The organism is Demequina silvatica, from assembly GCF_000971215.1.
Lineage (GTDB): Bacteria > Actinomycetota > Actinomycetes > Actinomycetales > Demequinaceae > Demequina > Demequina silvatica.
In genome coordinates, this window is the sequence record NZ_BBMA01000003.1 from 85096 (window position 1) to 103737 (window position 18642).

General features: G+C 71.4%; 21 protein-coding genes. 14 read left to right on the top strand and 7 right to left on the bottom strand.

Annotated features, from left to right (window positions below):
- Window positions 1–3 precede the first annotated feature (3 nt).
- Window positions 4–1089 (top strand): redox-regulated ATPase YchF, encoded by a 1086-nt coding sequence (gene ychF, locus AOM05_RS04310; protein ID WP_062519750.1) that lies wholly within the window; start codon window positions 4–6, stop codon window positions 1087–1089.
- Between the two features lie 54 nt (window positions 1090–1143).
- A complete protein-coding gene (locus AOM05_RS04315; protein ID WP_062519752.1) occupies window positions 1144–1332 on the top strand; it encodes a hypothetical protein in 189 nt (62 codons plus the stop codon).
- A gap of 185 nt (window positions 1333–1517) precedes the next feature.
- Here AOM05_RS04315 and AOM05_RS04320 read toward each other — a convergent pair whose 3' ends face one another.
- Window positions 1518–2114, bottom strand: a complete 597-nt coding sequence (locus AOM05_RS04320) for a TetR family transcriptional regulator (protein ID WP_062519753.1) — start codon at window positions 2112–2114, stop codon at window positions 1518–1520.
- An 84-nt stretch (window positions 2115–2198) separates the two neighbouring features.
- Here AOM05_RS04320 and AOM05_RS04325 point away from each other — a divergent pair, with 84 nt between their 5' ends.
- The 5 genes from AOM05_RS04325 to AOM05_RS04345 all read left to right on the top strand — a co-directional run bounded on the left by AOM05_RS04325 (window position 2199) and on the right by AOM05_RS04345 (window position 5036).
- Window positions 2199–3134 (top strand): aldo/keto reductase, encoded by a 936-nt coding sequence (locus AOM05_RS04325; protein ID WP_062519754.1) that lies wholly within the window; start codon window positions 2199–2201, stop codon window positions 3132–3134.
- A gap of 161 nt (window positions 3135–3295) precedes the next feature.
- Window positions 3296–3577 (top strand): type II toxin-antitoxin system RelE/ParE family toxin, encoded by a 282-nt coding sequence (locus AOM05_RS04330; protein ID WP_062519756.1) that lies wholly within the window; start codon window positions 3296–3298, stop codon window positions 3575–3577.
- The gene (locus AOM05_RS04335) at window positions 3552–3866 is read left to right on the top strand and encodes a HigA family addiction module antitoxin (protein ID WP_062519757.1); all 315 of its coding nucleotides are present in this window, start codon (window positions 3552–3554) and stop codon (window positions 3864–3866) included. The genes AOM05_RS04330 and AOM05_RS04335 overlap by 26 nt, the downstream gene beginning before the upstream one ends.
- Window positions 3867–4083: 217 nt before the next feature.
- A complete protein-coding gene (locus tag AOM05_RS04340; protein ID WP_228373207.1) occupies window positions 4084–4377 on the top strand; it encodes a nucleotidyltransferase family protein in 294 nt (97 codons plus the stop codon).
- Window positions 4378–4442: 65 nt separating this feature from the next.
- Window positions 4443–5036: a uridine kinase family protein gene (locus AOM05_RS04345; RefSeq protein WP_174442355.1), complete on the top strand. Its 594-nt coding sequence runs from the start codon at window positions 4443–4445 to the stop codon at window positions 5034–5036.
- On the opposite strand, the gene AOM05_RS04350 is transcribed toward AOM05_RS04345, so the two are convergent.
- The gene (locus tag AOM05_RS04350) at window positions 4970–5815 is read right to left on the bottom strand and encodes a pseudouridine synthase (RefSeq protein WP_228373208.1); all 846 of its coding nucleotides are present in this window, start codon (window positions 5813–5815) and stop codon (window positions 4970–4972) included. The two genes, AOM05_RS04345 and AOM05_RS04350, sit on opposite strands and share 67 nt — an antisense overlap.
- 189 nt (window positions 5816–6004) lie before the next feature.
- Between AOM05_RS04350 and AOM05_RS04355 the strand changes: the two genes are divergently transcribed.
- The gene (locus AOM05_RS04355) at window positions 6005–7006 is read left to right on the top strand and encodes a serine hydrolase domain-containing protein (RefSeq protein ID WP_062519761.1); all 1002 of its coding nucleotides are present in this window, start codon (window positions 6005–6007) and stop codon (window positions 7004–7006) included.
- Window positions 7007–7010: 4 nt separating this feature from the next.
- Here the strand turns inward: AOM05_RS04355 and AOM05_RS04360 are convergent, their stop codons facing one another.
- Both AOM05_RS04360 and AOM05_RS04365 read right to left on the bottom strand, forming a co-directional pair.
- Window positions 7011–7442, bottom strand: a complete 432-nt coding sequence (locus AOM05_RS04360; protein WP_156165028.1) for a hypothetical protein — start codon at window positions 7440–7442, stop codon at window positions 7011–7013.
- Between the two features lie 45 nt (window positions 7443–7487).
- Window positions 7488–7904 (bottom strand): hypothetical protein, encoded by a 417-nt coding sequence (locus AOM05_RS04365; RefSeq protein ID WP_228373209.1) that lies wholly within the window; start codon window positions 7902–7904, stop codon window positions 7488–7490.
- Window positions 7905–7953: 49 nt separating this feature from the next.
- Here AOM05_RS04365 and AOM05_RS04370 point away from each other — a divergent pair, with 49 nt between their 5' ends.
- A complete protein-coding gene (locus AOM05_RS04370; RefSeq protein WP_062519765.1) occupies window positions 7954–8316 on the top strand; it encodes a RidA family protein in 363 nt (120 codons plus the stop codon).
- A 1-nt stretch (window position 8317) separates the two neighbouring features.
- On the opposite strand, the gene AOM05_RS04375 is transcribed toward AOM05_RS04370, so the two are convergent.
- Window positions 8318–8941 (bottom strand): hypothetical protein, encoded by a 624-nt coding sequence (locus AOM05_RS04375; protein WP_062519767.1) that lies wholly within the window; start codon window positions 8939–8941, stop codon window positions 8318–8320.
- 41 nt (window positions 8942–8982) lie between these two features.
- Window positions 8983–9516 (bottom strand): CGNR zinc finger domain-containing protein, encoded by a 534-nt coding sequence (locus AOM05_RS04380; protein ID WP_062519768.1) that lies wholly within the window; start codon window positions 9514–9516, stop codon window positions 8983–8985.
- 39 nt (window positions 9517–9555) lie between these two features.
- Between AOM05_RS04380 and AOM05_RS04385 the strand changes: the two genes are divergently transcribed.
- On the top strand, window positions 9556–10614 hold the full coding sequence (locus AOM05_RS04385; RefSeq protein ID WP_082097265.1) for an EamA family transporter: 1059 nt from the start codon (window positions 9556–9558) through the stop codon (window positions 10612–10614).
- Window positions 10615–10723: 109 nt separating this feature from the next.
- On the opposite strand, the gene AOM05_RS04390 is transcribed toward AOM05_RS04385, so the two are convergent.
- Window positions 10724–12574, bottom strand: a complete 1851-nt coding sequence (locus tag AOM05_RS04390) for a phosphoenolpyruvate carboxykinase (GTP) (RefSeq protein WP_062520227.1) — start codon at window positions 12572–12574, stop codon at window positions 10724–10726.
- A 126-nt stretch (window positions 12575–12700) separates the two neighbouring features.
- Here AOM05_RS04390 and AOM05_RS04395 point away from each other — a divergent pair, with 126 nt between their 5' ends.
- From AOM05_RS04395 to AOM05_RS04410, 4 genes are all read left to right on the top strand, one after another.
- Window positions 12701–14140, top strand: coding sequence for a helix-turn-helix domain-containing protein (locus tag AOM05_RS04395; RefSeq protein WP_156165029.1), 1440 nt, complete (start codon window positions 12701–12703; stop codon window positions 14138–14140).
- An 86-nt stretch (window positions 14141–14226) separates the two neighbouring features.
- Window positions 14227–16128 (top strand): translational GTPase TypA, encoded by a 1902-nt coding sequence (gene typA, locus AOM05_RS04400; RefSeq protein WP_062519771.1) that lies wholly within the window; start codon window positions 14227–14229, stop codon window positions 16126–16128.
- A gap of 22 nt (window positions 16129–16150) precedes the next feature.
- Complete coding sequence (locus AOM05_RS04405; protein ID WP_062519773.1) at window positions 16151–16543, top strand: hypothetical protein; 393 nt, start codon at window positions 16151–16153, stop codon at window positions 16541–16543.
- Window positions 16540–18609, top strand: a complete 2070-nt coding sequence (locus AOM05_RS04410; RefSeq protein ID WP_062519775.1) for a VanW family protein — start codon at window positions 16540–16542, stop codon at window positions 18607–18609. Before AOM05_RS04405 ends, AOM05_RS04410 begins: the two co-directional genes overlap by 4 nt.
- The last annotated feature ends 33 nt before the right edge of the window (window positions 18610–18642 follow it).

The window sequence follows — 18642 nt, forward strand, 5'->3', positions numbered from 1 at the left end:
CCCGTGGCTCTTACCATCGGAATCGTCGGTCTCCCGAACGTCGGCAAGTCGACCCTCTTCAACGCCCTCACCCGCGCCGAGGTGCTCGCCGCGAACTACCCGTTCGCGACCATCGAGCCCAACGTCGGCGTGGTCCCGCTGCCGGACGCGCGCCTGGGCCAGCTCGCCGAGGTGTTCGGCTCCGAGCGCGAGGTCCCCGCGACGGTGTCCTTCGTCGACATCGCCGGCATCGTCAAGGGCGCATCCGAGGGCGAGGGCCTGGGCAACGCGTTCCTCGCGAACATCCGTGAGGCGGACGCGATCTGCCAGGTGACCCGCGGCTTCGAGGACCCCGACGTGATCCACGTCGACGGCAAGGTCGACGCGGCCTCCGACATCGAGACCATCAACACCGAGCTGATCCTCGCGGACCTCCAGACCGTGGAGAAGGCGATCCCGCGCCTCGAGAAGGAGGTGCGCGCCAAGAAGGCCGACCCGAACTTCCTCGCTGCCGTGAACACCGCCAAGGGGATCCTCGAGGCGGGCACGGCGCTCAGCGCCGGAGCGGCCGCCGCGAAGCTGGACCTCGCGGACGTGAAGGAGCTCAACCTGCTCACGGCCAAGCCGTTCATCTACGTCTTCAACGTGGACGATGCGGTGCTCGCCGACGCGTCCAAGCGCGAGGCCCTCGCGGCGCAGGTCGCGCCCGCCGAGGCGATCTTCCTCGACGCGAAGTTCGAGGCGGAGCTGGTCGAGCTCACCGAGGACGAGGCGCGCGAGATGCTCGCCGAGAACGGCCAGGACGAATCCGGCCTGGACCAGCTGGCTCGGGTCGGCTTCGACACGCTCGGCCTCCAGACCTACCTCACGGCGGGCCCCAAGGAGGCGCGCGCCTGGACCATCCACAAGGGCTGGACCGCGCCCCAGGCCGCAGGCGTCATCCACACCGACTTCGAGCGTGGCTTCATCAAGGCCGAGGTGGTCCACTTCCACGACCTGCTCGAGACCGGATCGATGGCCGAGGCGAAGTCCAAGGGCAAGGTCCGCATCGAGGGCAAGGACTACGTCATGCAGGACGGCGACGTGGTCGAGTTCAGGTTCAATGTGTAGTTCGCCGATGTCTGGCTCGGACGCATCGGTCTTTCCGACCCGTAGTCTCACGTCATGAGCCAGAACACGCGGCAGGCGCTGATCGAAGACATCATCGAGGGACTTGCCCATGGCGATGTTGCCGATGGTCTGCCGGCGTTCGCAATTGTGCGTACGAGCGACGGGTCTGGCATCAAGGTCGATCTCGGCGAGCCGGATCGGGTCTACATCGTCAGCGTCGCGGAAGCGCCTCGCGTCGACTAGTTGCGGCATCTGCTCAGACGTTGTTCGGCTCCCGAATGCGGTCGAGTTCAGGTTCAACGTCTAGTCCCCGTTCAACCTCTGGTCGCTGATCCGAGGCAGGTGATCGGGTCGGGTATCGGGGTAGTTGCCGAGCGCGCTGGTGTCGCGCGACGCCCGGATGCGGAATTGGGCTCTGCGCGGGATGCCTACGCGGTGGGCTGGAGCGCGCCGAAGCTTCGGCGGAGGAGAACGGCCGAGCTCTCGACAGCATCGGCCTCCGCCCACGCGGTGAGGGCGATGTCGAAGCAGGCGAGCGAGGCCTGGACGATCGCTTCGGCGCGCAGATCCCGGTGGTCGCCTTCGAGGCGTTCGGCGACGACGGGCGTAAGCAGGCGGGCCCACAGCAGGTGCTTCTCGAGGTTCCTTGCTCGTAGCGCCGGGGTACTGCCGAGGACCCGCATCGCCTTCCTGCCCTGTGCCTCGTTCCGGCTCGGGGTCGCGAGCAACGCCTCGTAGGACGTGAGGAGCGCGTCCCAGATGGGTTCCTCGGAGGGACGGGCTACGAGCTGATCCCGAACGTGCTCGCCCCAGCCGGCAGGATCGCCGATCACAGTGTCTTCTTTCGCGGGGAAGTACCGGTGAACGCTGCGCGGCGAGACGCCGACCGCGGCGGCGATCTGCTCGACGGTGACGTTGTCGAACCCGTGCTCATCGAAGAGGTCCACCGCGACCTCGGAGATGCGTGCACGGACTGCGTCGCGCGCGATGGCGCGCATGCCGCCGGGCTTGGTGACCTCGCTCATAGATTCATCATAGCGCGCCACAAGTGGCAGAGACTGACACGTTAGGCGTATTATGTCGTGAAGTCACACGAGAAGGGACACCCCATGGAACAGCGCATCCTCGGCCGTCAGGGCCTCGCCGTCTCCGCCATCGGCTACGGCGCGATGGGCACCGCAGTCGGCTACGGTCCGAGCGACGACACCGAGTCCATCGCGGCGATCCGCGGCGCGCACGACCTCGGCGTCACGCACTTCGACACCGCCGAGATGTACGGCTGGGGCGTCGGAGAGCAGCTGCTCGGCACCGCGCTCGCGCCCATCCGCGAGCAGGTCACCATCGCCACCAAGTTCGGCTTCACGCCCACGTATGCCCCCAACTCGCAGCCTGACCACGTCCGCACCGTGGTCGACAACAGCCTGCGCAACCTCGGCGTGGACCACATCGACGTGCTCTACCAGCACGTCCATGACCCGACCGTGCCCGTCGAGGACGTCGTGGGCGTGATGAAGGAGTACGTCGACGCCGGCAAGGTGAGGTATCTCGGCTTGTCCAACACGACGCCCGATAACGTGCGGCGCGCACACGCCGTCCAACCGATCTCGGTGCTCCAGTCCGAGTACTCGATCTTCGCCCGCCAGTCCGAGGCGTTCCTCCCCGTGCTCGAGGAGCTCGGCATCGGCCTTGTCGCCTACTCGCCGCTCGCGCGCGGCTTCCTTTCCGGCGCGGTCCAGCCCCGCTCCGCCTACGACGCGACCGACTTCCGCCAGCGCATCCCGTACTGGGCCCCCGAGCACTACGACGCCAACGTCGCCATCGTCGAGGCGCTCACGGCGCTCGCCGAAGAGAAGGGTGCGACCCTCGCGCAGCTCGCCATCGCCTGGCTGCTCGCGCAGCGGGACTACATCGTTCCCATCCCCGGCTCGCGCAACCCCGCACGCGTCGCCCAGAACATCGCTTCCGCAAGCATCGTCCTGACCGAGGCTGACCTCGCGCGCATCGCTGAGATCGCACCGACCGGAGGAGTGGTGGCGGGACGCTGATCCTGGATCCGGCGTGACCGGCGGACACCTCGAGCGGTGCGACGCTCGAGGTACCCGCCTGCTTCGTTCGCGAGTCGTCACCGGGTGTTCGGTTACGGAACGCGGTCGAGTTCACGTTTAACGTCTAGCGTTATTAACGCTAAGCGTTATAGATTGCTCGTGTGATCAGATCGTTCGGTGACAAGAACACCGAGCGTCTGTGGCGTCGGGAGAAGGTGCCGTCGATCGATCCGCGCGTGCAGAAGGCGGCCATTCGCAAGCTCGCCCAGATCCACGCGGCTCGATTCCTCGACTCGCTGCGGGTTCCGCCTGGCAATCGTCTCGAGTTGTTGAAGGGCGATCGCGCGGGCCAGCACAGTGTCCGTGTCAATGACCAATGGAGAATCTGTTTCACCTGGAGAGAAGGAAGTGCGGAGGATGTCGAACTCGTCGACTACCACTGAGAAGTGGGCTCCCATCCACCCTGGCGAGGTGCTGATGGAGGATTTCATCAAGGGCTTCGAGATCACCCAGAACAAGCTTGCGGTGGCGATCGGCGTGCCTCCCCGACGTATCAACGAGATCGTTCACGGCAAGCGCGCCATCACCGCCGACACGGCGCTTCGACTGGGCCGGTACTTCGGTATCGATCCGCAGTTCTGGCTCAACCTCCAGGCACACTATGAGCTCGAGGTCGCCGAGGACCGGATGGCCGCGCAGATCGCTGCCATCACGCCGATCCAGGTCGCCTGAGCGCCGCTGATCAGATCGCGGCGATCGAGCCCTTGCGGGCGACCTGACTTCACGCAGCACAGGAGAGGGCGCCCGGCGAGGGAACCCGGTCGGCACTGGACCGCCGCGGAGTGCTCCGTCCGCATCGCGCGGCCGCGCGACGCTTCCCCTGCCTTCTGGTTGCTCCGGCTACCCTGGGCGCGTGCCTGAGGCTGCGATCACGCCCGAGGCTCGCGCAGTGCGCGGGCTCATCGACGCGCGACGCACAGAGTTCGACCAGCTGCTCGCCCGCTACGGGGCGACCCGTCCGCGGCTCTTCGGATCCGTCGCGCGCGGTACCTCCGGCGAAGGCAGCGATATCGACATCCTCGTGGATATGGATCCCGCGGCCGGCAACCTGCTCCTGCGGGCCTCGGGCCTGATGGAGGAGGTTCGCGCGCTCCTCGGGCGCGATGACATCGACGTGTTCCCGGAGCAGCTGCTCAAGGAGTCGGTTGCGCGATCGGCGCTCGCGGACACGGTCACCTTGTGAGTCGAAAGGCCGGGAAGCGCTCGGCGGGCCCGTCGGGCGAAGCGGTCGAACAACTTGTGGCGAGCGTGGCGGAGGCGAGTCGCGATTCGCCGATCGTGGTCGGGATCTCCGGGTACTGCGGCGCCGGCAAGTCGACACTCGCGCGGCACCTCGCATCCGTGGTCGACGGTGCCGTCCGAGTGCGTGGCGACGACTTCCTCGACCCGACGCGCTCCCATCGGAGATCAACGGACTGGGACGGCGTCGAGCGGACGCGGTTGAAGGCTGAGCTCCTCGACCCGTTCAGGGCGCAGCGCGCAGGCGCCTTCCGGCGTTACGACTGGAGCCGGCGCTGCCTCGGTGACCCCGAGCCCGTGCCACGTGCGAACGTGCTGGTCGTCGACCTGATCGGGTTGTTCCACCCCGAGGTGCTTCCTTCGCTGGATGTGAAGGTATGGGTCGACGTCGACCTCCAGACAGCGAAGGAGCGGGGGCTCGCGCGCGACGCACGGCTCAGCCGCGACCACCGTCGGCTCTGGAACGAGGTGTGGATCCCCAACGAGCGTGACTTCGAGAGCCGCTACTCGCCCCGCAGCGCCCCAGGCGTGCTGACCTACGACGGAAGGGGCCCACTCGCAATCGGAGACGCGGGCCACTCGAGCTCGCGCGAGCTCACGTAGTCCCGCTCCACGCCGTCGAGCGGATCGGTGAACGTGAGCCGCCGCGCGATCAGTCTGAGCGGCTCGGAGAAGTCCGCCGGGTCGGCGTCGACCACCTCCGGGTACAGCGGGTCGCCCACGATCGGCAGCCCGGCGTCGGCCAGCTGCAGGCGTAGCTGGTGCGTCTTGCCCGTGACGGGCGTGAGCCGGTACCGCGCGAGGTCGCCGCGCACCTCGAGCACCTCCACCAGCGTCTCGGCGTTGGGCTCACCGGGCACCAGCTCGGCCTGCAGGCTCCCGCGCCGCTTCTCGATCCTCCCCATTAGGCGACGGGGAAATGCGAGAGACGGATCGAACCGGGCCAGCGCCTCGTACGTCTTCGCGACCTCGCGCGACTGGAACACCCCCGCGTACGCGCCCCGCACCTCGCGACGCGTGGTGAAGGCCAGCACCCCCGCGGTCAACCGGTCCAGCCGGTGCGCGGGCGCGAGCTCGGGCAGGTCGAGCGCGACCCGCAGCTTCACCAGCGCGGTCTCGCGCACGTGCATGCCGCGCGGGGTGGTGGCCAGGAAGTGCGGCTTGTCCACCACCACCAGGTTCTCGGTGCGGTCCAGGACCGGCACCGGGAACGGGACCGGCACCTCCGGCGCCAGCGGCCGATGGAACCACACGAAGGCGTGAGCGCGGAACGGCTCGTCGCCGGTCAGCGGCGCACCTCTCTGATCCACGAACTCCCCGGCCGCGAGTCGCGACTCCACCTCGGCGGACGCGGGCAGGCGATCGAGGAGGAACTCCCGCATGGTCGTCCACCCTGGCACCCCCTCGGGTCCCGGGCCGGGCGTACGCACCCACGCCGCGTCGAGGCCGTGGCGCTGGGGCAGCGGGGAGCGCGGCGGCATCAGGTGAGCACGGCGCAGCAGATCACGGGCACGCCGAGCATCGTACGGCCGGGCCTGGACCGCGAGCCCCCGCGACCGGAAGATGGGGGCATGACCTGGACCCACGCCGCGGCGGTCGAAGCAGCGGCCGCGCGCGGCTTCTCCGGCGTCGTCACCGTCGACGTGGGCGAGGAGCGCGTGTTCGAGCTCGCGGCCGGGCTCGCGCACCGCGCACACGCCATACCGGTCACCGCGAGCACAAGCTTCGGCCTCGCCAGCGTCGGCAAGGCCTTCACCGCGCTCGCGGTCATGCGCCTGGTCGAGGACGGCGCTCTCGACCGGCACGCGAGCGTCGGTGACCTGCTCAACACGGACGCGCCGCCGATCGCTCCCGAGGTCACCGTCGACCACCTCCTCACCCACACGGGTGGCTTCACCGACTACCTCGACGAATCCCACTGGAGCCCCGAGGACCACGTCCTCACCGTCCCGCCTCACACGCTCACCACGGCCGGGGCCTTCCTGCCGCTGCTCGCGGGCACCACGCAGGCGCGACCACCGGGGACCGCATTCGCGTACTCCAACGCCGGCTACGTCCTGCTCGGCGTCATCCTCGAGCGCCTCACGCGCTCGACCCACCACCAGGCGGTGCGCGACCTGGTCCTCGACCCCGCCGGGCTCCGCGAGACCGGCTTCCCCCGCCTCGACTCCCTGCCGGCGGGCGCGGCGACCGGCTACCTCCGCGAGGACGGCGACTGGGTCAACACGCTGCACCTGCCGGTGCTCGCCGCGCCCGACGGGGGAGTGTTCTCCACCGCCGCGGACCTCCACCGCTTCTGGCGCGCGCTCCTCGACGGGCGCATCGTCGCCAGGGAGACGGTGGACGCGATGACGAGCCTCGCGTGGGACGTGCCCGACGAGGGCCTCGCGTACGGCCGCGGCTTCTGGCTCGACCCGCGGCGTGGGACGGTCCTGCTCGAGGGGCACGATGCAGGGGTCTCGTGCCGTACGACGCACGACAGGGCGACGGGCACCACGGTCACGGTCCTGAGCAACACCAGCGAGGGCGCCTGGCCCGTGGTCGCGGCGACCCTCGGCGCGCCGGACGGCTGAGGCCTCAGCGTTCTCCAGGTGCGCGCACGGAACGCGCGCTCGCGACGCCGGCGGTGCGCCCGGCGGTCGCGCCGGCGTGCAGCAGCGCCCCGAGCAGCAGCACCGGCACCACGGCCGCCGCCGCTCCCACGGTGAGCAGCGTGAGCACACACGCCCCCGCGAGCAGCGCCCACGTCGCCCATGCGCCGCCGAGCGCCCACCGGCGCCGGGACCGCAGCAGCGCGCCCACCGCGACGGCGATCGCGAACGGTGCGGAGAACAGCAGCAGCGACCATGGGCCGTTGGCCTGGACCAGGCTCTGGGTCACCTGTCGGCGGAGGCCTCCGTCCGTCAGCGGGGCCGCGGCGAACGTGGGCATGACGTTCGCGCCGAGCAGCAGCACCAGGCCGTAGCCGACCGCGCCGCGCCACAGCGCGAGGCCCACCCCTGCCAGCATCGCCGCTCACCGCCGTTCCCCGTCGTCGCGGCCGTCCTCCCCAGGCTACGCCGCGGCCCGCGGACGGGCGCGGCCGTGACGGTGCGCGGAGGAGCGGCCCAACAGCGCTACCAGGAGCGCCACCGTCACCGGGATCACCGCGATCCCCACCGACAGCATGGCAAGCAGGTTCGCGGCCGCGAGCAGCCCGAAGAGCGTCCATGCCACCGGCATGCCCCATCCGGCACACGTCGCCATCGCCCCGCCGGCCAGCAGCACCAGCGCGAGCGGCACGGCTACGGTGAGCACGCCGGAGAGGCCTTCTCCCTGCGCGAGGGTGAGGTGGCGGGTGGTCTCGACGCCGTCGGAGCCCTCGCTCACCTCGGTGCCCACGGGGACCACGAGCGCGAGCACGGGCAACAGCGCGGCCCACGCGACGGCGACGATCCAGGCGACCTTGGTCTGCATTCCCCACCGCGACATCGCGCACCCCCGGTCACGACGTTACCCCTGGTGGGCGTAGCATCACGGTGTGACTCGACAGCTCATCAGCTCAGGCAGACCGTGGGAGGAGCGCGTCGCGTACTCGCGCGCCGTGGTGCAGGGGGACTGGGCGTTCGTGTCCGGGACCACCAGCACCGCGAGCCCCGACGTCGCCGACCAGGCGGACGCGGCGCTCGCGACCATCGCCGCCGCTCTCGAGGAGGGCGGCTTCTCGATGGCCGACGTGGTGCGGGTGCGCTACCTGCTGCCCGACGCCGCCGACTTCGAGGCCTGCTGGCCGGTGCTGCGGCGCTGGTTCGGGGACGTGCGTCCTGCGGCGACCATGCAGCAGTGCGCGCTGATCGACCCGGCGATGCGGATCGAGATCGAGGCGACCGCGTACCGCGGCTGACCTACGAGAACAGGCCCCACAGTGCCGCGGCGGTGCCCGCGGTCATGAGCGCGATCCCGATCCAGTCGGGCCGGCGCTGGACGGCGGGGCCCGCCGCGACGGGCGCGTCGCCGGTGGCGGTCGCGGGCGCGGGCTGAGCCGCACGCCACTCGTCCCACGCGCGCTGCACCATCGCAGCGGCGTCGCCCGACGGCGTGCCGAGCCGGTCTCCCGGTCGGGTCGGCTCGATCGGGGCGGCCGCGCCGGCCGCGAGCTGCGCCTTCTCGTCGCGCTCGTGGCGGCGCGTCGTCGCCGCGCCGGGGGCGGGTGCCGCGAAGGCGCCCACCTTCGAGCCGTCGTCGCCGACCGCCTCGAACGTCCAGCGCGTGTCGAGGCTCTCGAGCCGCTCGAACGGCACCACCACGGTCTGCGTCACGTTGTGGACCTCGACGCGGTCCTCCGCGGCCGCGACGTGGGGTCGCAGGAACGCCGCGTAGCCGAACAGCGCGATCGCGGCGCCCAGCCCCAGCCCGCCGTGCGCGTACGCGAAGCCCACGCTCGCGACGTGGAGCACGGCTACCAGGACGCCGATCCCGATGGCGCTCCAGCCCCACATGGTCGACGTGCGGGCGCGGTAGATCTGCATGACCTCATGGTCCCACGGCGGGTGGGCGTGACCGGCGGACGTCAGTCCTCCGACTGGCGCGCCCGGAACGCCGCCTGCGCGGCGCGGTTGGTGCACGTCACCGTGCAGTACTTGCGCGAGCGGTTGCGGCTGAGGTCGAGCACCACGCCCTCGCAGTCCTCCATCGCGCACCGCGAGAACCGCTGCGTCTCGTGCTCGCGCACCACGTCGATCATCGCCATGGCGGTCTCGACCAGGATGCGCTCGTCGAGCGGGCGGTCCTCCGAGGTGGCGTGGATGTGCCAGTCGGTGTCGCCGTGCCGGGCGAGCTGCGGCATCGCGCGGTGCGCGGCGAGGATCGCGTTGATCTGCGGGACCGCCTCGTCGCGGCCCGACAGGAACAGGCGGCGCAGGGGAGCGCGGATCGCGCGGACCGGCTCGAGGTCCTCGGCCGCGGGCCGCCGGCCGGTGTAGCCGAAGCGGTCGAAGAACTCGACCAGCTCGTCGAGCGTGGTGAGCGTGTCCGGCTCGAGCTCGGAGTTCGACAGGAACACGCCCGACTCGAGCGCCATCGCCGTGTCATTTGCGAATGTCATTTTGACACATTACCAAACGAGGCTCTAAGGTCATGAGCCATGACCGCTTTGACTCATGACGCTGCGCGCGCCAACCGCGCCAAGGGCTTCGCGTTCGCGCTCGCGTCCGCGGCCTCCTTCGGCCTGTCGGGCAGCCTCGCGCGCGGCCTCATGGACGCCGGCTGGACGGCCGGCGCCGCCACGCTCGTGCGCGTCGCGATCGCCGCCGTGGTGCTGACGGTCCCCGCCCTGATCGCGCTGCGCGGCCAGTGGCGCCTGCTCGCGCGCGCCGCCGGCACCGTGATCGCGTACGGCACGTTCGCCGTCGCGGGCGCCCAGCTCTTCTACTTCCTCGCGGTCGGCCACCTCGACGTGGGCGTCGCGCTGCTCATCGAGTACCTGTCGCCCATCGTGGTGGTCGGCTACCTCTGGGCGACCCGCGGCCACCGCCCCAGCCGCCTCACGGTGCTGGGCGCCGTGGTGGCGATCTCGGGCCTGGTGCTGCTGCTCGACCTGGTCGGCGGGGGAGAGGTCAGCCTGGTCGGCATCGGCTGGGCGCTCGGCGCCATGATCGGCGCGTCCGTCTACTTCGTCATCTCGAGCTCGACCTCGACGGGCCTGCCTCCGGTGACGCTCGCGTGGGGCGGCCTGGTGGTCGCCACCGTGATCCTCGGCATCGCCGCCGCGGCCGGGGTGCTGCCGCTGGCGTTCACCGCCGGGACCGTGCACCTGGTGCCCGGCGACCTGCCCTGGTGGGCCGTCGTCGCGATGCTCGGCATCATCACCTCCGCCGTCGCCTACGTGGTCGGCATCGCGGCCACGCGCCGGCTCGGCGCCCGCCTGGGCTCCTTCGTCGCGCTGACCGAGGTGCTCGCGGCCGCGCTGTTCGCGTGGGCGCTCGTGGGTCAGGCCCCCGCGCCCATCCAGATCGGCGGCGCCGTGCTGGTCCTGGCCGGCGTGGTGCTCGTCAAGCTCGGCGAACCCGACGAGCCCGCCCTCGCCGCCGTGCCCGAGCCCGCGCTGCCCGGCACCGACGTGGTCCCCGCGGACCCCGCCGCGCTCGCGGACCTCGATGTCGCCCTCCAGGAGGGCGACGTGGAGGCCTCCGCCGGCCGCTGACCCCGCGAAGCCCTGCACGGCGCCGCCTCCTACGCGCCCGTGCACGGATCGGGGCCGGATGTCTGATGAGCATCCGGCCCCGGCCTTCGCGCCCCTCCGGGCGCGCCCCCTACAGCGCGTCGATGTCGGCGCGCATCCGTGCGAGGCCGTCGCGGACCTCCGCCGGCACCTTGGCGCCGTACGAGTCCAGGAAGCCCGCCGCATCGTCCGCCTCCGCGGTGAGCGCCGCCTTGTCCAAGCCGAACAGCGACGCCCACGCCGCCTCGTCGACGCCCGCCGCCGCGTGATCGATCTCGCCCTCCGCCGGCACCACGCCGAACAGGCCCTCGACGCCGGTCGCGCGGCCCTCGATGCGGTCGAGCATCCAGGCCAGCGCGTGGATGTTCTCGCCGAACCCGGGCCACAGGAAGCGCCCGTCCGCGTCCTTGCGGAACCAGTTCACCTGGAAGATCGCCGGGGCGCCGCCCGCGGCCTCCGCCTTCGCGCCCACCTCGAGCCAGTGGCGCCAGTGGTCGGCCATGTGCACGCCGCAGAACGGCAGCATCGCGAACGGGTCGCGGCGCAGCTCGCCCACGGTGCCCTCCGCCGCGGCCGTGCGCTCCGACGCGAGGGTCGCGCCCATGAACACGCCGTGCGCCCAGTCGCGCGACTGCGACACCAGCGGCACGTTCGTCGCGCGGCGCCCGCCGAAGATGATCGCGTCGACCACCACGCCCTGCGGGTCGTCCCAGTCGTCCGAGATGGTCGGGCACTGGGCGGCCGGCACGGTGAAGCGCGAGTTCGGGTGGGCGGCCGGGGTGGACGATGCGGGGGTCCAGTCCTCGCCGAGCCAGTCGGTGAGGTGGGCGGGGACCTCGTCGGTCATGCCCTCCCACCACACGTCGCCCTCGTCGGTGACGGCGACGTTGGTGAACACCACGTCGTGCGTGAGCGTGTCCATCGCGACCGGGTTGGTCGAGCGGCCCGTGCCGGGGGCGACCCCGAAGAACCCCGCCTCCGGGTTGATGGCGCGCAGGCGGCCGTCGGGGCCGGGCGCGAGCCACGCGATGTCGTCGCCGAGCGTCTCGACGGTCCAGCCGGGCAGCGTGGGCTGCAGCATCGCGAAGTTGGTCTTGCCGCACGCGCTCGGGAACGCCGCGGCGACGTGGAACACGCGACCACGCGGGTTGGTGACCTTGAGCAGCAGCATGTGGGCGGCGAGCCAGCCCTCGTCCTGACCGATCGCGCTGGCGATGCGCAGCGCGAACGCCTTCTTCGCGAGGATCGCGTTGCCGCCGTACGCCGAGCCGTAGGACCACACCTCGCGCGTCTCGGGGAAGTGCGAGATGTACTTGGTCGGGTTGCACGGCCACGGCACGTCCGCGTCGCCCGGCGCGAGCGGGGCGCCCACGGTGTGTGCGCATCGCACCCACTCGGTGTCGGGGCCGATCTGCGCGAGCGCCTCGGCGCCCATGCGGGTCATGGTGCCCATGCTCACCACCACGTACGGGGAGTCGGTCACCTGCACGCCGTAGCGGGTGAGGGGTCCGCCCACCGGGCCCATCGCGAACGGCATCACGTACATGGTGCGGCCGCGCATCGCGCCGCGGAACAGCCCGTGGAGCGTCTCGCGCATGCCCGACGGCGGCACCCAGTTGTTCGTGGGGCCCGCGTCCTCCTCGCGCTCCGAGCAGATGAAGGTGCGGGACTCGACGCGCGCGACGTCCTCCGGGTTGGAGCGCGCGACGTAGCTGCCGGGCCGCAGCTCGCTGTTGAGCGGCGTGAGGGTGCCGGCGTCGACCATGTCGCGGATCAGCCGCGCGCGCTCGGGCTTGGAGCCGTCGCACCACACCACCTCGTCGGGCGTCGTGTGCAGGGCGAGGCGCTCGACCCACGCGACGATGCTCGGGTCGGCACCCGCCGGGTGGGAGGCCGCGGCCTCGGTGCGCGCGGCCCGCAGGGGCTGGTCGATGATCGCCATGATGGCTCCCTCGTACATCGGAGGCGACGAATTTCGCCTTCTGCTTTCGACCGTATGCCTCCCGTGGGCCGGTTGCGCGACATTTTTCGCGTGAAGTTTCGGGATTCTTTCCGTATGGTGAATTCCATGCCGGATCTCTCCACGCTCGGCCGCCGCGTGCGGCACTTCCGTACCGAGGCGGGCCTGACCCTCGAGCAGCTCGGGCGCGACGTCGACGTCGCGCCCAGCCAGCTGTCGCTCATCGAGAACGGACGTCGCGAGCCGCGGCTCACGCTGCTGTCCGCGCTCGCCGCGCGCCTGGGGGTGAGCGTGGGCGACCTCCTCGACGAGGCCCCGCCCACGCCGCGCGCCGCCCTCGAGATCGAGCTCGAGCACGCGCAGGACGGCGCCGCGTACCGCGAGCTCGGGCTGCCCGAGCTGCGCGCGACCCGCACCATGCCCGACGACGTGCTGCGCACGCTCGTGGGGCTCCACCGCGAGCTCGACCGGCGGGCGCGGCAGGCGATCGCGACGCCGGAGGAGGCCCGCCGCGCCAACACGCGCCAGCGGCTGCGGATGCAGTCGCTCGACAACCACGTGCCCGACATCGAGGCGCTCGCCTCCGAGGACGTCGCCGCGGTGGGCCACACCGGCGGCGCGCTCACTCACCGCACGGTGAGCCTCCTGGCGGAGCGGCTCGGCCTCGAGATCGTGCACGCGGACGACCTCCCTCACTCGGCCCGCTGCGTCCTCGACCTCGAGAGCGGCCGCATCTACATCCCGCCAGCCTCGATCCCCGGCGGGCACGGCCTGCGCTCGCTCGCGCTCCAGGCCATGGCGCACATCCGCCTGGGCCACGGGGAGCCGCGCGACTACGCGGACTTCCTGCGCCAGCGCCAGGACGCGAGCTACTATGCCGCCGCGTGCCTCATGCCGGAGGGGCCGGCGGTCGCGTTCCTCGAGCGAGCCAAGCGCGACCGCGACATCGCCATCGAGGACTTCCGCGACGCGTTCGGCGTCACGCACGAGGCGGCGGCGCTGCGCTTCACCAACCTTGCGACCGTCCACCTCGGGATCCGGCTGCACTTCCTGCGCGCCGCCGGGGACGGCGCGGTGGTGCGCGCGTACGAGAACGACGGCCTCCCGCTGCCGGTCGACGTCACGGGCGCGACCGAGGGACAGATCGTGTGCCGGCACTGGAGCGCGCGCCGCGCCTTCGCCCGCTCCACCCGCACCACCGAGTACTTCCAGTACACGGACACCCCCGCGGGCACCTTCTTCGAGGCCACGCAGACGGGCTCGACGGAGGCCGAGGACTTCGCGATCACGCTCGGTGTACCGTTCGGCGAGTCCAAGTGGTTCCGCGGCCGCGAGAGCACCAACCGCGTCGAGTCGCGCTGCCCCGACCTCAGCTGCTGCCGCCGGCCCGACGCCGCGGACGCCGCGCGCTGGGCGGGGCGGGCGTGGGCGAGCGCCCGCGTCCACGCGCACATCTTCTCCCCGCTGCCGCGCGGCACGTATCCCGGCATCGACGACCGCGAGCTGTACGCCTTCCTCGACGCCCACGCGCGGGCCGAGGAGGACTGAACCCGCGCATCGTCCCCCGCACCCGTAGAATGGATCGGCGGTCCATGTCGGACCGAGCAACCCTTCCCACGGAATCGAGTTCCCGCATGCCCCTGCGCTCCGACCTGCGCAACGTCGCGATCGTCGCCCACGTCGACCACGGCAAGACCACCCTCGTCGACGCCATGCTCGTGCAGGGAGGCGCCTACGGCGACCACGCCCACGTCGAGGACCGCGCCATGGACTCCGGCGACCTCGAGCGCGAGAAGGGCATCACCATCCTCGCGAAGAACACCGCGATCCGGTACACCGGCGCCGCGGCGGTCGAGGGCGGCGTCACCATCAACGTGATCGACACCCCGGGCCACGCCGACTTCGGCGGCGAGGTCGAGCGCGGCCTGTCGATGGTCGACGGCGTGGTGCTGCTGGTCGACGCGTCCGAGGGCCCGCTGCCCCAGACCCGGTTCGTCATGCGCAAGGCGCTCGCGGCGCACCTGCCCGTCATCATCGTGGTCAACAAGGTCGACCGCCCCGACTCGCGCATCTCCGAGGTCGTGGACGAGACCCACGACCTGCTCCTGGGCCTCGCCTCCGACCTCCACGACGAGGTCCCCGACCTCGACGTCGACGCCCTCCTCGAGGTGCCCGTGGTGTTCGCCTCCGCGAAGGCCGGCATCGCGTCGCTGAACCAGCCGGCTGACGGCTCGCTGCCCGAGGGCGACAACCTCGAGCCCCTGTTCCAGGTCATCATGGAGCGCATCCCCGCCCCGTCCTACGACGAAGGCCACCCGCTGCAGGCGCACGTGACCAACCTCGACGCCTCGCCCTTCCTGGGCCGCCTCGCGCTGCTGCGCGTGTTCAACGGCGAGATCCGCAAGGGCCAGCAGGTCGCGTGGGCGCGCAAGGACGGCACCGTCAAGCCCGTGAAGATCACCGAGCTGCTCGAGACCAAGGGCCTCGAGCGCGTCCCCGCGGAGTCCGCGAAGGCCGGCGACATCGTCGCCGTGGCGGGCATCGAGGAGATCACCATCGGCGAGACCCTCACCGACATCGAGGACCCGCGCCCGCTGCCGCTCATCACGGTCGACGACCCGGCGATCTCGATGACCATCGGCATCAACACGTCGCCGCTGGCCGGCCGCGTCAAGGGTGCGAAGGTCACCGCGCGCCAGGTCAAGGACCGCCTCGACAAGGAGCTCATCGGCAACGTGTCGATCCGCGTGCTCCCCACCGAGCGCCCCGACTCGTGGGAGGTGCAGGGCCGCGGCGAGCTCGCGCTCGCCATCCTGGTCGAGCAGATGCGCCGCGAGGGCTACGAGCTCACCGTCGGCAAGCCGCAGGTGGTCACCAAGGAGATCGACGGCAAGCTCAACGAGCCGATGGAGCACATGACCATCGACGTCCCTGAGGAGCACCTCGGCGCCGTCACGCAGCTCCTCGCGTCGCGCAAGGGCCGCATGGAGTCGATGGCGAACCACGGCACCGGCTGGGTGCGCATGGAGTTCATCGTCCCCGCGCGCGGCCTCATCGGCTTCCGCAGCCAGTTCCTCACGGACACGCGCGGCACCGGCATCGCGTCCTCCATCGCGCACGGCTACGAGCCGTGGACCGGCCTCATCGAGTACCGCACCAACGGCTCGCTCGTCGCGGACCGCTCCGGCGTGGTGACGTCCAACGCCCTCATGGCGCTGCAGGACCGCGGCACCTTCTTCGTGGGTCCCACCGAGGACACCTACGAGGGCATGGTGATCGGCGAGAACTCGCGCAACGAGGACATGGACGTCAACATCACCAAGGAGAAGAAGCTCAACAACATCCGCTCGTCGACGGCGGAGGAGCTCGAGCGTCTGGCCCCGCCGCGCCGCCTCACCCTCGAGGAGTCGCTCGAGTTCGCCCGCGAGGACGAGTGCGTCGAGGTGACCCCCGAGAAGGTGCGCATCCGCAAGGTGATCCTCGACGGCACGGAGAGGGCGCGCGCCGCGTCGCGCGCGAAGCGCCAGAACGCCTGACGCCACCCCTACCATGTCAGGCATGGCTCGCATCGTCTGGTCCCTGCTGGTGATCACGCTCATCGGCGCGATCGTGGCGCTCGTGGGCGCGGGTTCCCACCGGGCCTTCGGCTGGGCGAGCGTCGCGGCCTGCCTGCTGCTGGTGGGGACGGCGAGCGTGTTCTCCCGCGCCTGGCGCGGCTTCCTGGGCCTCACGGTGTTCGCCACCGCCTGGATGGCGCTCACCGTGGTGCTCGCGCAGGAGGGGCCGGGCGGCTCGCTGCTCATCCCCAACGACGCGCGCAGCCTCGCGTGGGTCTACGGCGGCGCCGTCGTGATCGGCGTGGTCGCCCTGGTGCCTCGCCGCTTCATCGGCGATACCAGGGCGTCCACGCGGGACGATGCGCGGGATGAGTCCGAGGCGGCCGTCCAGTGAGCGACCCGAAGGACGAGCGCCCCGAGGGCGTCGGGGACGAGGTCGACGAGGCGCAGGCCGAGATCGACGCGGACCTCGACGGGGACCTCGGTGCCGACGAGGCGGACGCGGCTCCGGCGGAGCCCGCGCCGGAGCGCGACCTCGACGACGAGCCGACCGAGCAGATGCCGGCGTTCCTCGCGGAGCCTCCCGCGGAGGAGCCGCCCGCGGAGGAGCCGCCCGCGGAGGAGGCGCCCGAGCCCGACGCCGAGGCCACCCAGGTGCTGCCGCCCGTGGCAGCGGGCGAGGCTGTCGCCGAGTGGCAGCGCGACGACGAGGCCTACGAGTACGCGCCCGTGACCGCCCCCGCCGCCGCCGAGGTCGCGGAGACGTCGGAGGCGGCCGGCGCCGACGAGCCCGAGGAGAAGCGCCACGTGGGATGGGGACGCTGGACTCTGCTGCTGATCGTGCTGCTGCTGGTCGGCGGGTACTTCGCCGCCGCCGTGTACGCCTCCGAGCGCGTGCCCGCCGGCACCACCGTCCAGGGCGTCGACATCGGCGGCATGACGCGCGACGAGGCGGTCGCGGCGCTCCAGCCCGCCGTCAAGGACCTCAACACCTCGCCCGTTGCGATCACCACCGAGGACGCGGAGGCGAGCATCGTCCCGCGGGAGTCCGGCATGGTGGCGGGCGCCGGCGCGACGGTCGACCAGCTGCTGAGCTTCAGCCTCGCCCCGTTCGACATCCTCCGCGCCTTCACGGGCGCCGAGCGCGAGGTCGACGTGGTCACCGTGGTCGACACCGAGGCGCTGGCCGAGGCGATCGAGGGCACCCGCGAGGAGCTCGAGGTCGACGGCGAGGACGCCGCCGTCGAGATCGCGTCCACCGGCGCGTCCGTGGTCCCGGCCGTCGACGGCGTGGCGATCGACCCTGCGTCCACCGCGGACGGGCTGGGCCAGGCCTGGCCCGTGGAGACCTACGAGGCCGTCATCGACACCAAGGCGGCCACGGTCACCACGGCGGACGCAGAGGCCTTCGCCTCGGAGCTCAACTCCGCGACCCTCGCGGGCGACGTGCGGATGACGGGCGAGAACGGCGCCGCCACCGTGTCCTCCGAGCAGCTCACGCGGTTCGGCTCCGTCGAGAACCGCGACGGCACCCTCACCTACGTGGTCGACGGCCCGTCGCTCGCGGCCGAGCTCGAGTCCGCGCAGCCGTCGCTCACCAGCGACCCCAAGTCCGCGTCCTTCCGCTTCACCGCGAGCCACCAGATCATCACCACCAGGTCCAAGCCGGGCCGCGCGATCGCGGGCAAGCGGCTGGGACCCGCCGTGGCCGAGGCCGCCCAGACCGCCGAGCGCACCGGCGAGCTGCCGTACCGCAACACCCAGGCGGCCGTCACCAGCGACGACCTGGGCGTGAGCGACTTCAAGACCGTGGTCGCGTCCTTCGACACCCCGCTCACCGACGAGCCCGTGCGCACCCAGAACCTCATCCGCGGCGCGGAGAAGGTCACCGGCGTGGTGGTCAAGCCCGACGAGACGTTCTCGCTGCTCGACTCCCTCGCGCCCATCACGGAGGCGGGCGGCTACCAGCCCGCCCACATCATCGTCGACGGCTACCTCACCAACGGGATCGGCGGCGGGCTGTCCCAGATGGCCACCACCACGTACAACGCGGCCTACTTCGCGGGCCTCGAGGACGTGGAGCACCGCCCGCACACCAAGTGGTTCGACCGCTACCCGGCGGGCCGCGAGGCGACCATCTTCGTCGGCTCGCTCGACATGCGCTTCAAGAACAACACGCCCTACGCGCTGGTGATGAGCTCGTACGTCACCGGCGGCCGCCTGCACGTGGACATCTGGTCGACCAAGTACTACACGGTGAAGACCTACGCCTCGAACAAGTCCAACTTCGTCGAGCCCGAGTCCGTCGAGTCCACCCGCGCGGGCTGCCTCGACACCCCGATGGGCAACCCCGGCTTCACCATCACCAACACGCGCGAGGTGTTCCTCAAGGGCGACATGGTCGACAAGTCGTCGTACACGTGGACGTACTCGCCCGACAACGGCGTGACCTGCAAGTAGCGGGGACGATGCGCGGGTCCCGGGCCCGCCGGG

What these genes read in the sequence shown, in the direction of transcription:
- AOM05_RS04315 (WP_062519752.1), top strand. Translation starts at nt 1,144, where the DNA reads ATGAGCCAGAACACGCGGCAGGCGCTGATCGAAGACATCATCGAGGGA.
- AOM05_RS04320 (WP_062519753.1), bottom strand. Translation starts at nt 2,114, where the DNA reads ATGAGCGAGGTCACCAAGCCCGGCGGCATGCGCGCCATCGCGCGCGAC.
- AOM05_RS04325 (WP_062519754.1), top strand. Translation starts at nt 2,199, where the DNA reads ATGGAACAGCGCATCCTCGGCCGTCAGGGCCTCGCCGTCTCCGCCATC.
- AOM05_RS04335 (WP_062519757.1), top strand. Translation starts at nt 3,552, where the DNA reads ATGTCGAACTCGTCGACTACCACTGAGAAGTGGGCTCCCATCCACCCT.
- AOM05_RS04350 (WP_228373208.1), bottom strand. Translation starts at nt 5,815, where the DNA reads ATGCGGGAGTTCCTCCTCGATCGCCTGCCCGCGTCCGCCGAGGTGGAG.
- AOM05_RS04355 (WP_062519761.1), top strand. Translation starts at nt 6,005, where the DNA reads ATGACCTGGACCCACGCCGCGGCGGTCGAAGCAGCGGCCGCGCGCGGC.
- AOM05_RS04360 (WP_156165028.1), bottom strand. Translation starts at nt 7,442, where the DNA reads ATGCTGGCAGGGGTGGGCCTCGCGCTGTGGCGCGGCGCGGTCGGCTAC.
- AOM05_RS04365 (WP_228373209.1), bottom strand. Translation starts at nt 7,904, where the DNA reads ATGTCGCGGTGGGGAATGCAGACCAAGGTCGCCTGGATCGTCGCCGTC.
- AOM05_RS04375 (WP_062519767.1), bottom strand. Translation starts at nt 8,941, where the DNA reads ATGCAGATCTACCGCGCCCGCACGTCGACCATGTGGGGCTGGAGCGCC.
- AOM05_RS04380 (WP_062519768.1), bottom strand. Translation starts at nt 9,516, where the DNA reads ATGACATTCGCAAATGACACGGCGATGGCGCTCGAGTCGGGCGTGTTC.
- AOM05_RS04385 (WP_082097265.1), top strand. Translation starts at nt 9,556, where the DNA reads ATGACCGCTTTGACTCATGACGCTGCGCGCGCCAACCGCGCCAAGGGC.
- AOM05_RS04390 (WP_062520227.1), bottom strand. Translation starts at nt 12,574, where the DNA reads ATGGCGATCATCGACCAGCCCCTGCGGGCCGCGCGCACCGAGGCCGCG.
- AOM05_RS04395 (WP_156165029.1), top strand. Translation starts at nt 12,701, where the DNA reads ATGCCGGATCTCTCCACGCTCGGCCGCCGCGTGCGGCACTTCCGTACC.
- typA (WP_062519771.1), top strand. Translation starts at nt 14,227, where the DNA reads ATGCCCCTGCGCTCCGACCTGCGCAACGTCGCGATCGTCGCCCACGTC.
- AOM05_RS04405 (WP_062519773.1), top strand. Translation starts at nt 16,151, where the DNA reads ATGGCTCGCATCGTCTGGTCCCTGCTGGTGATCACGCTCATCGGCGCG.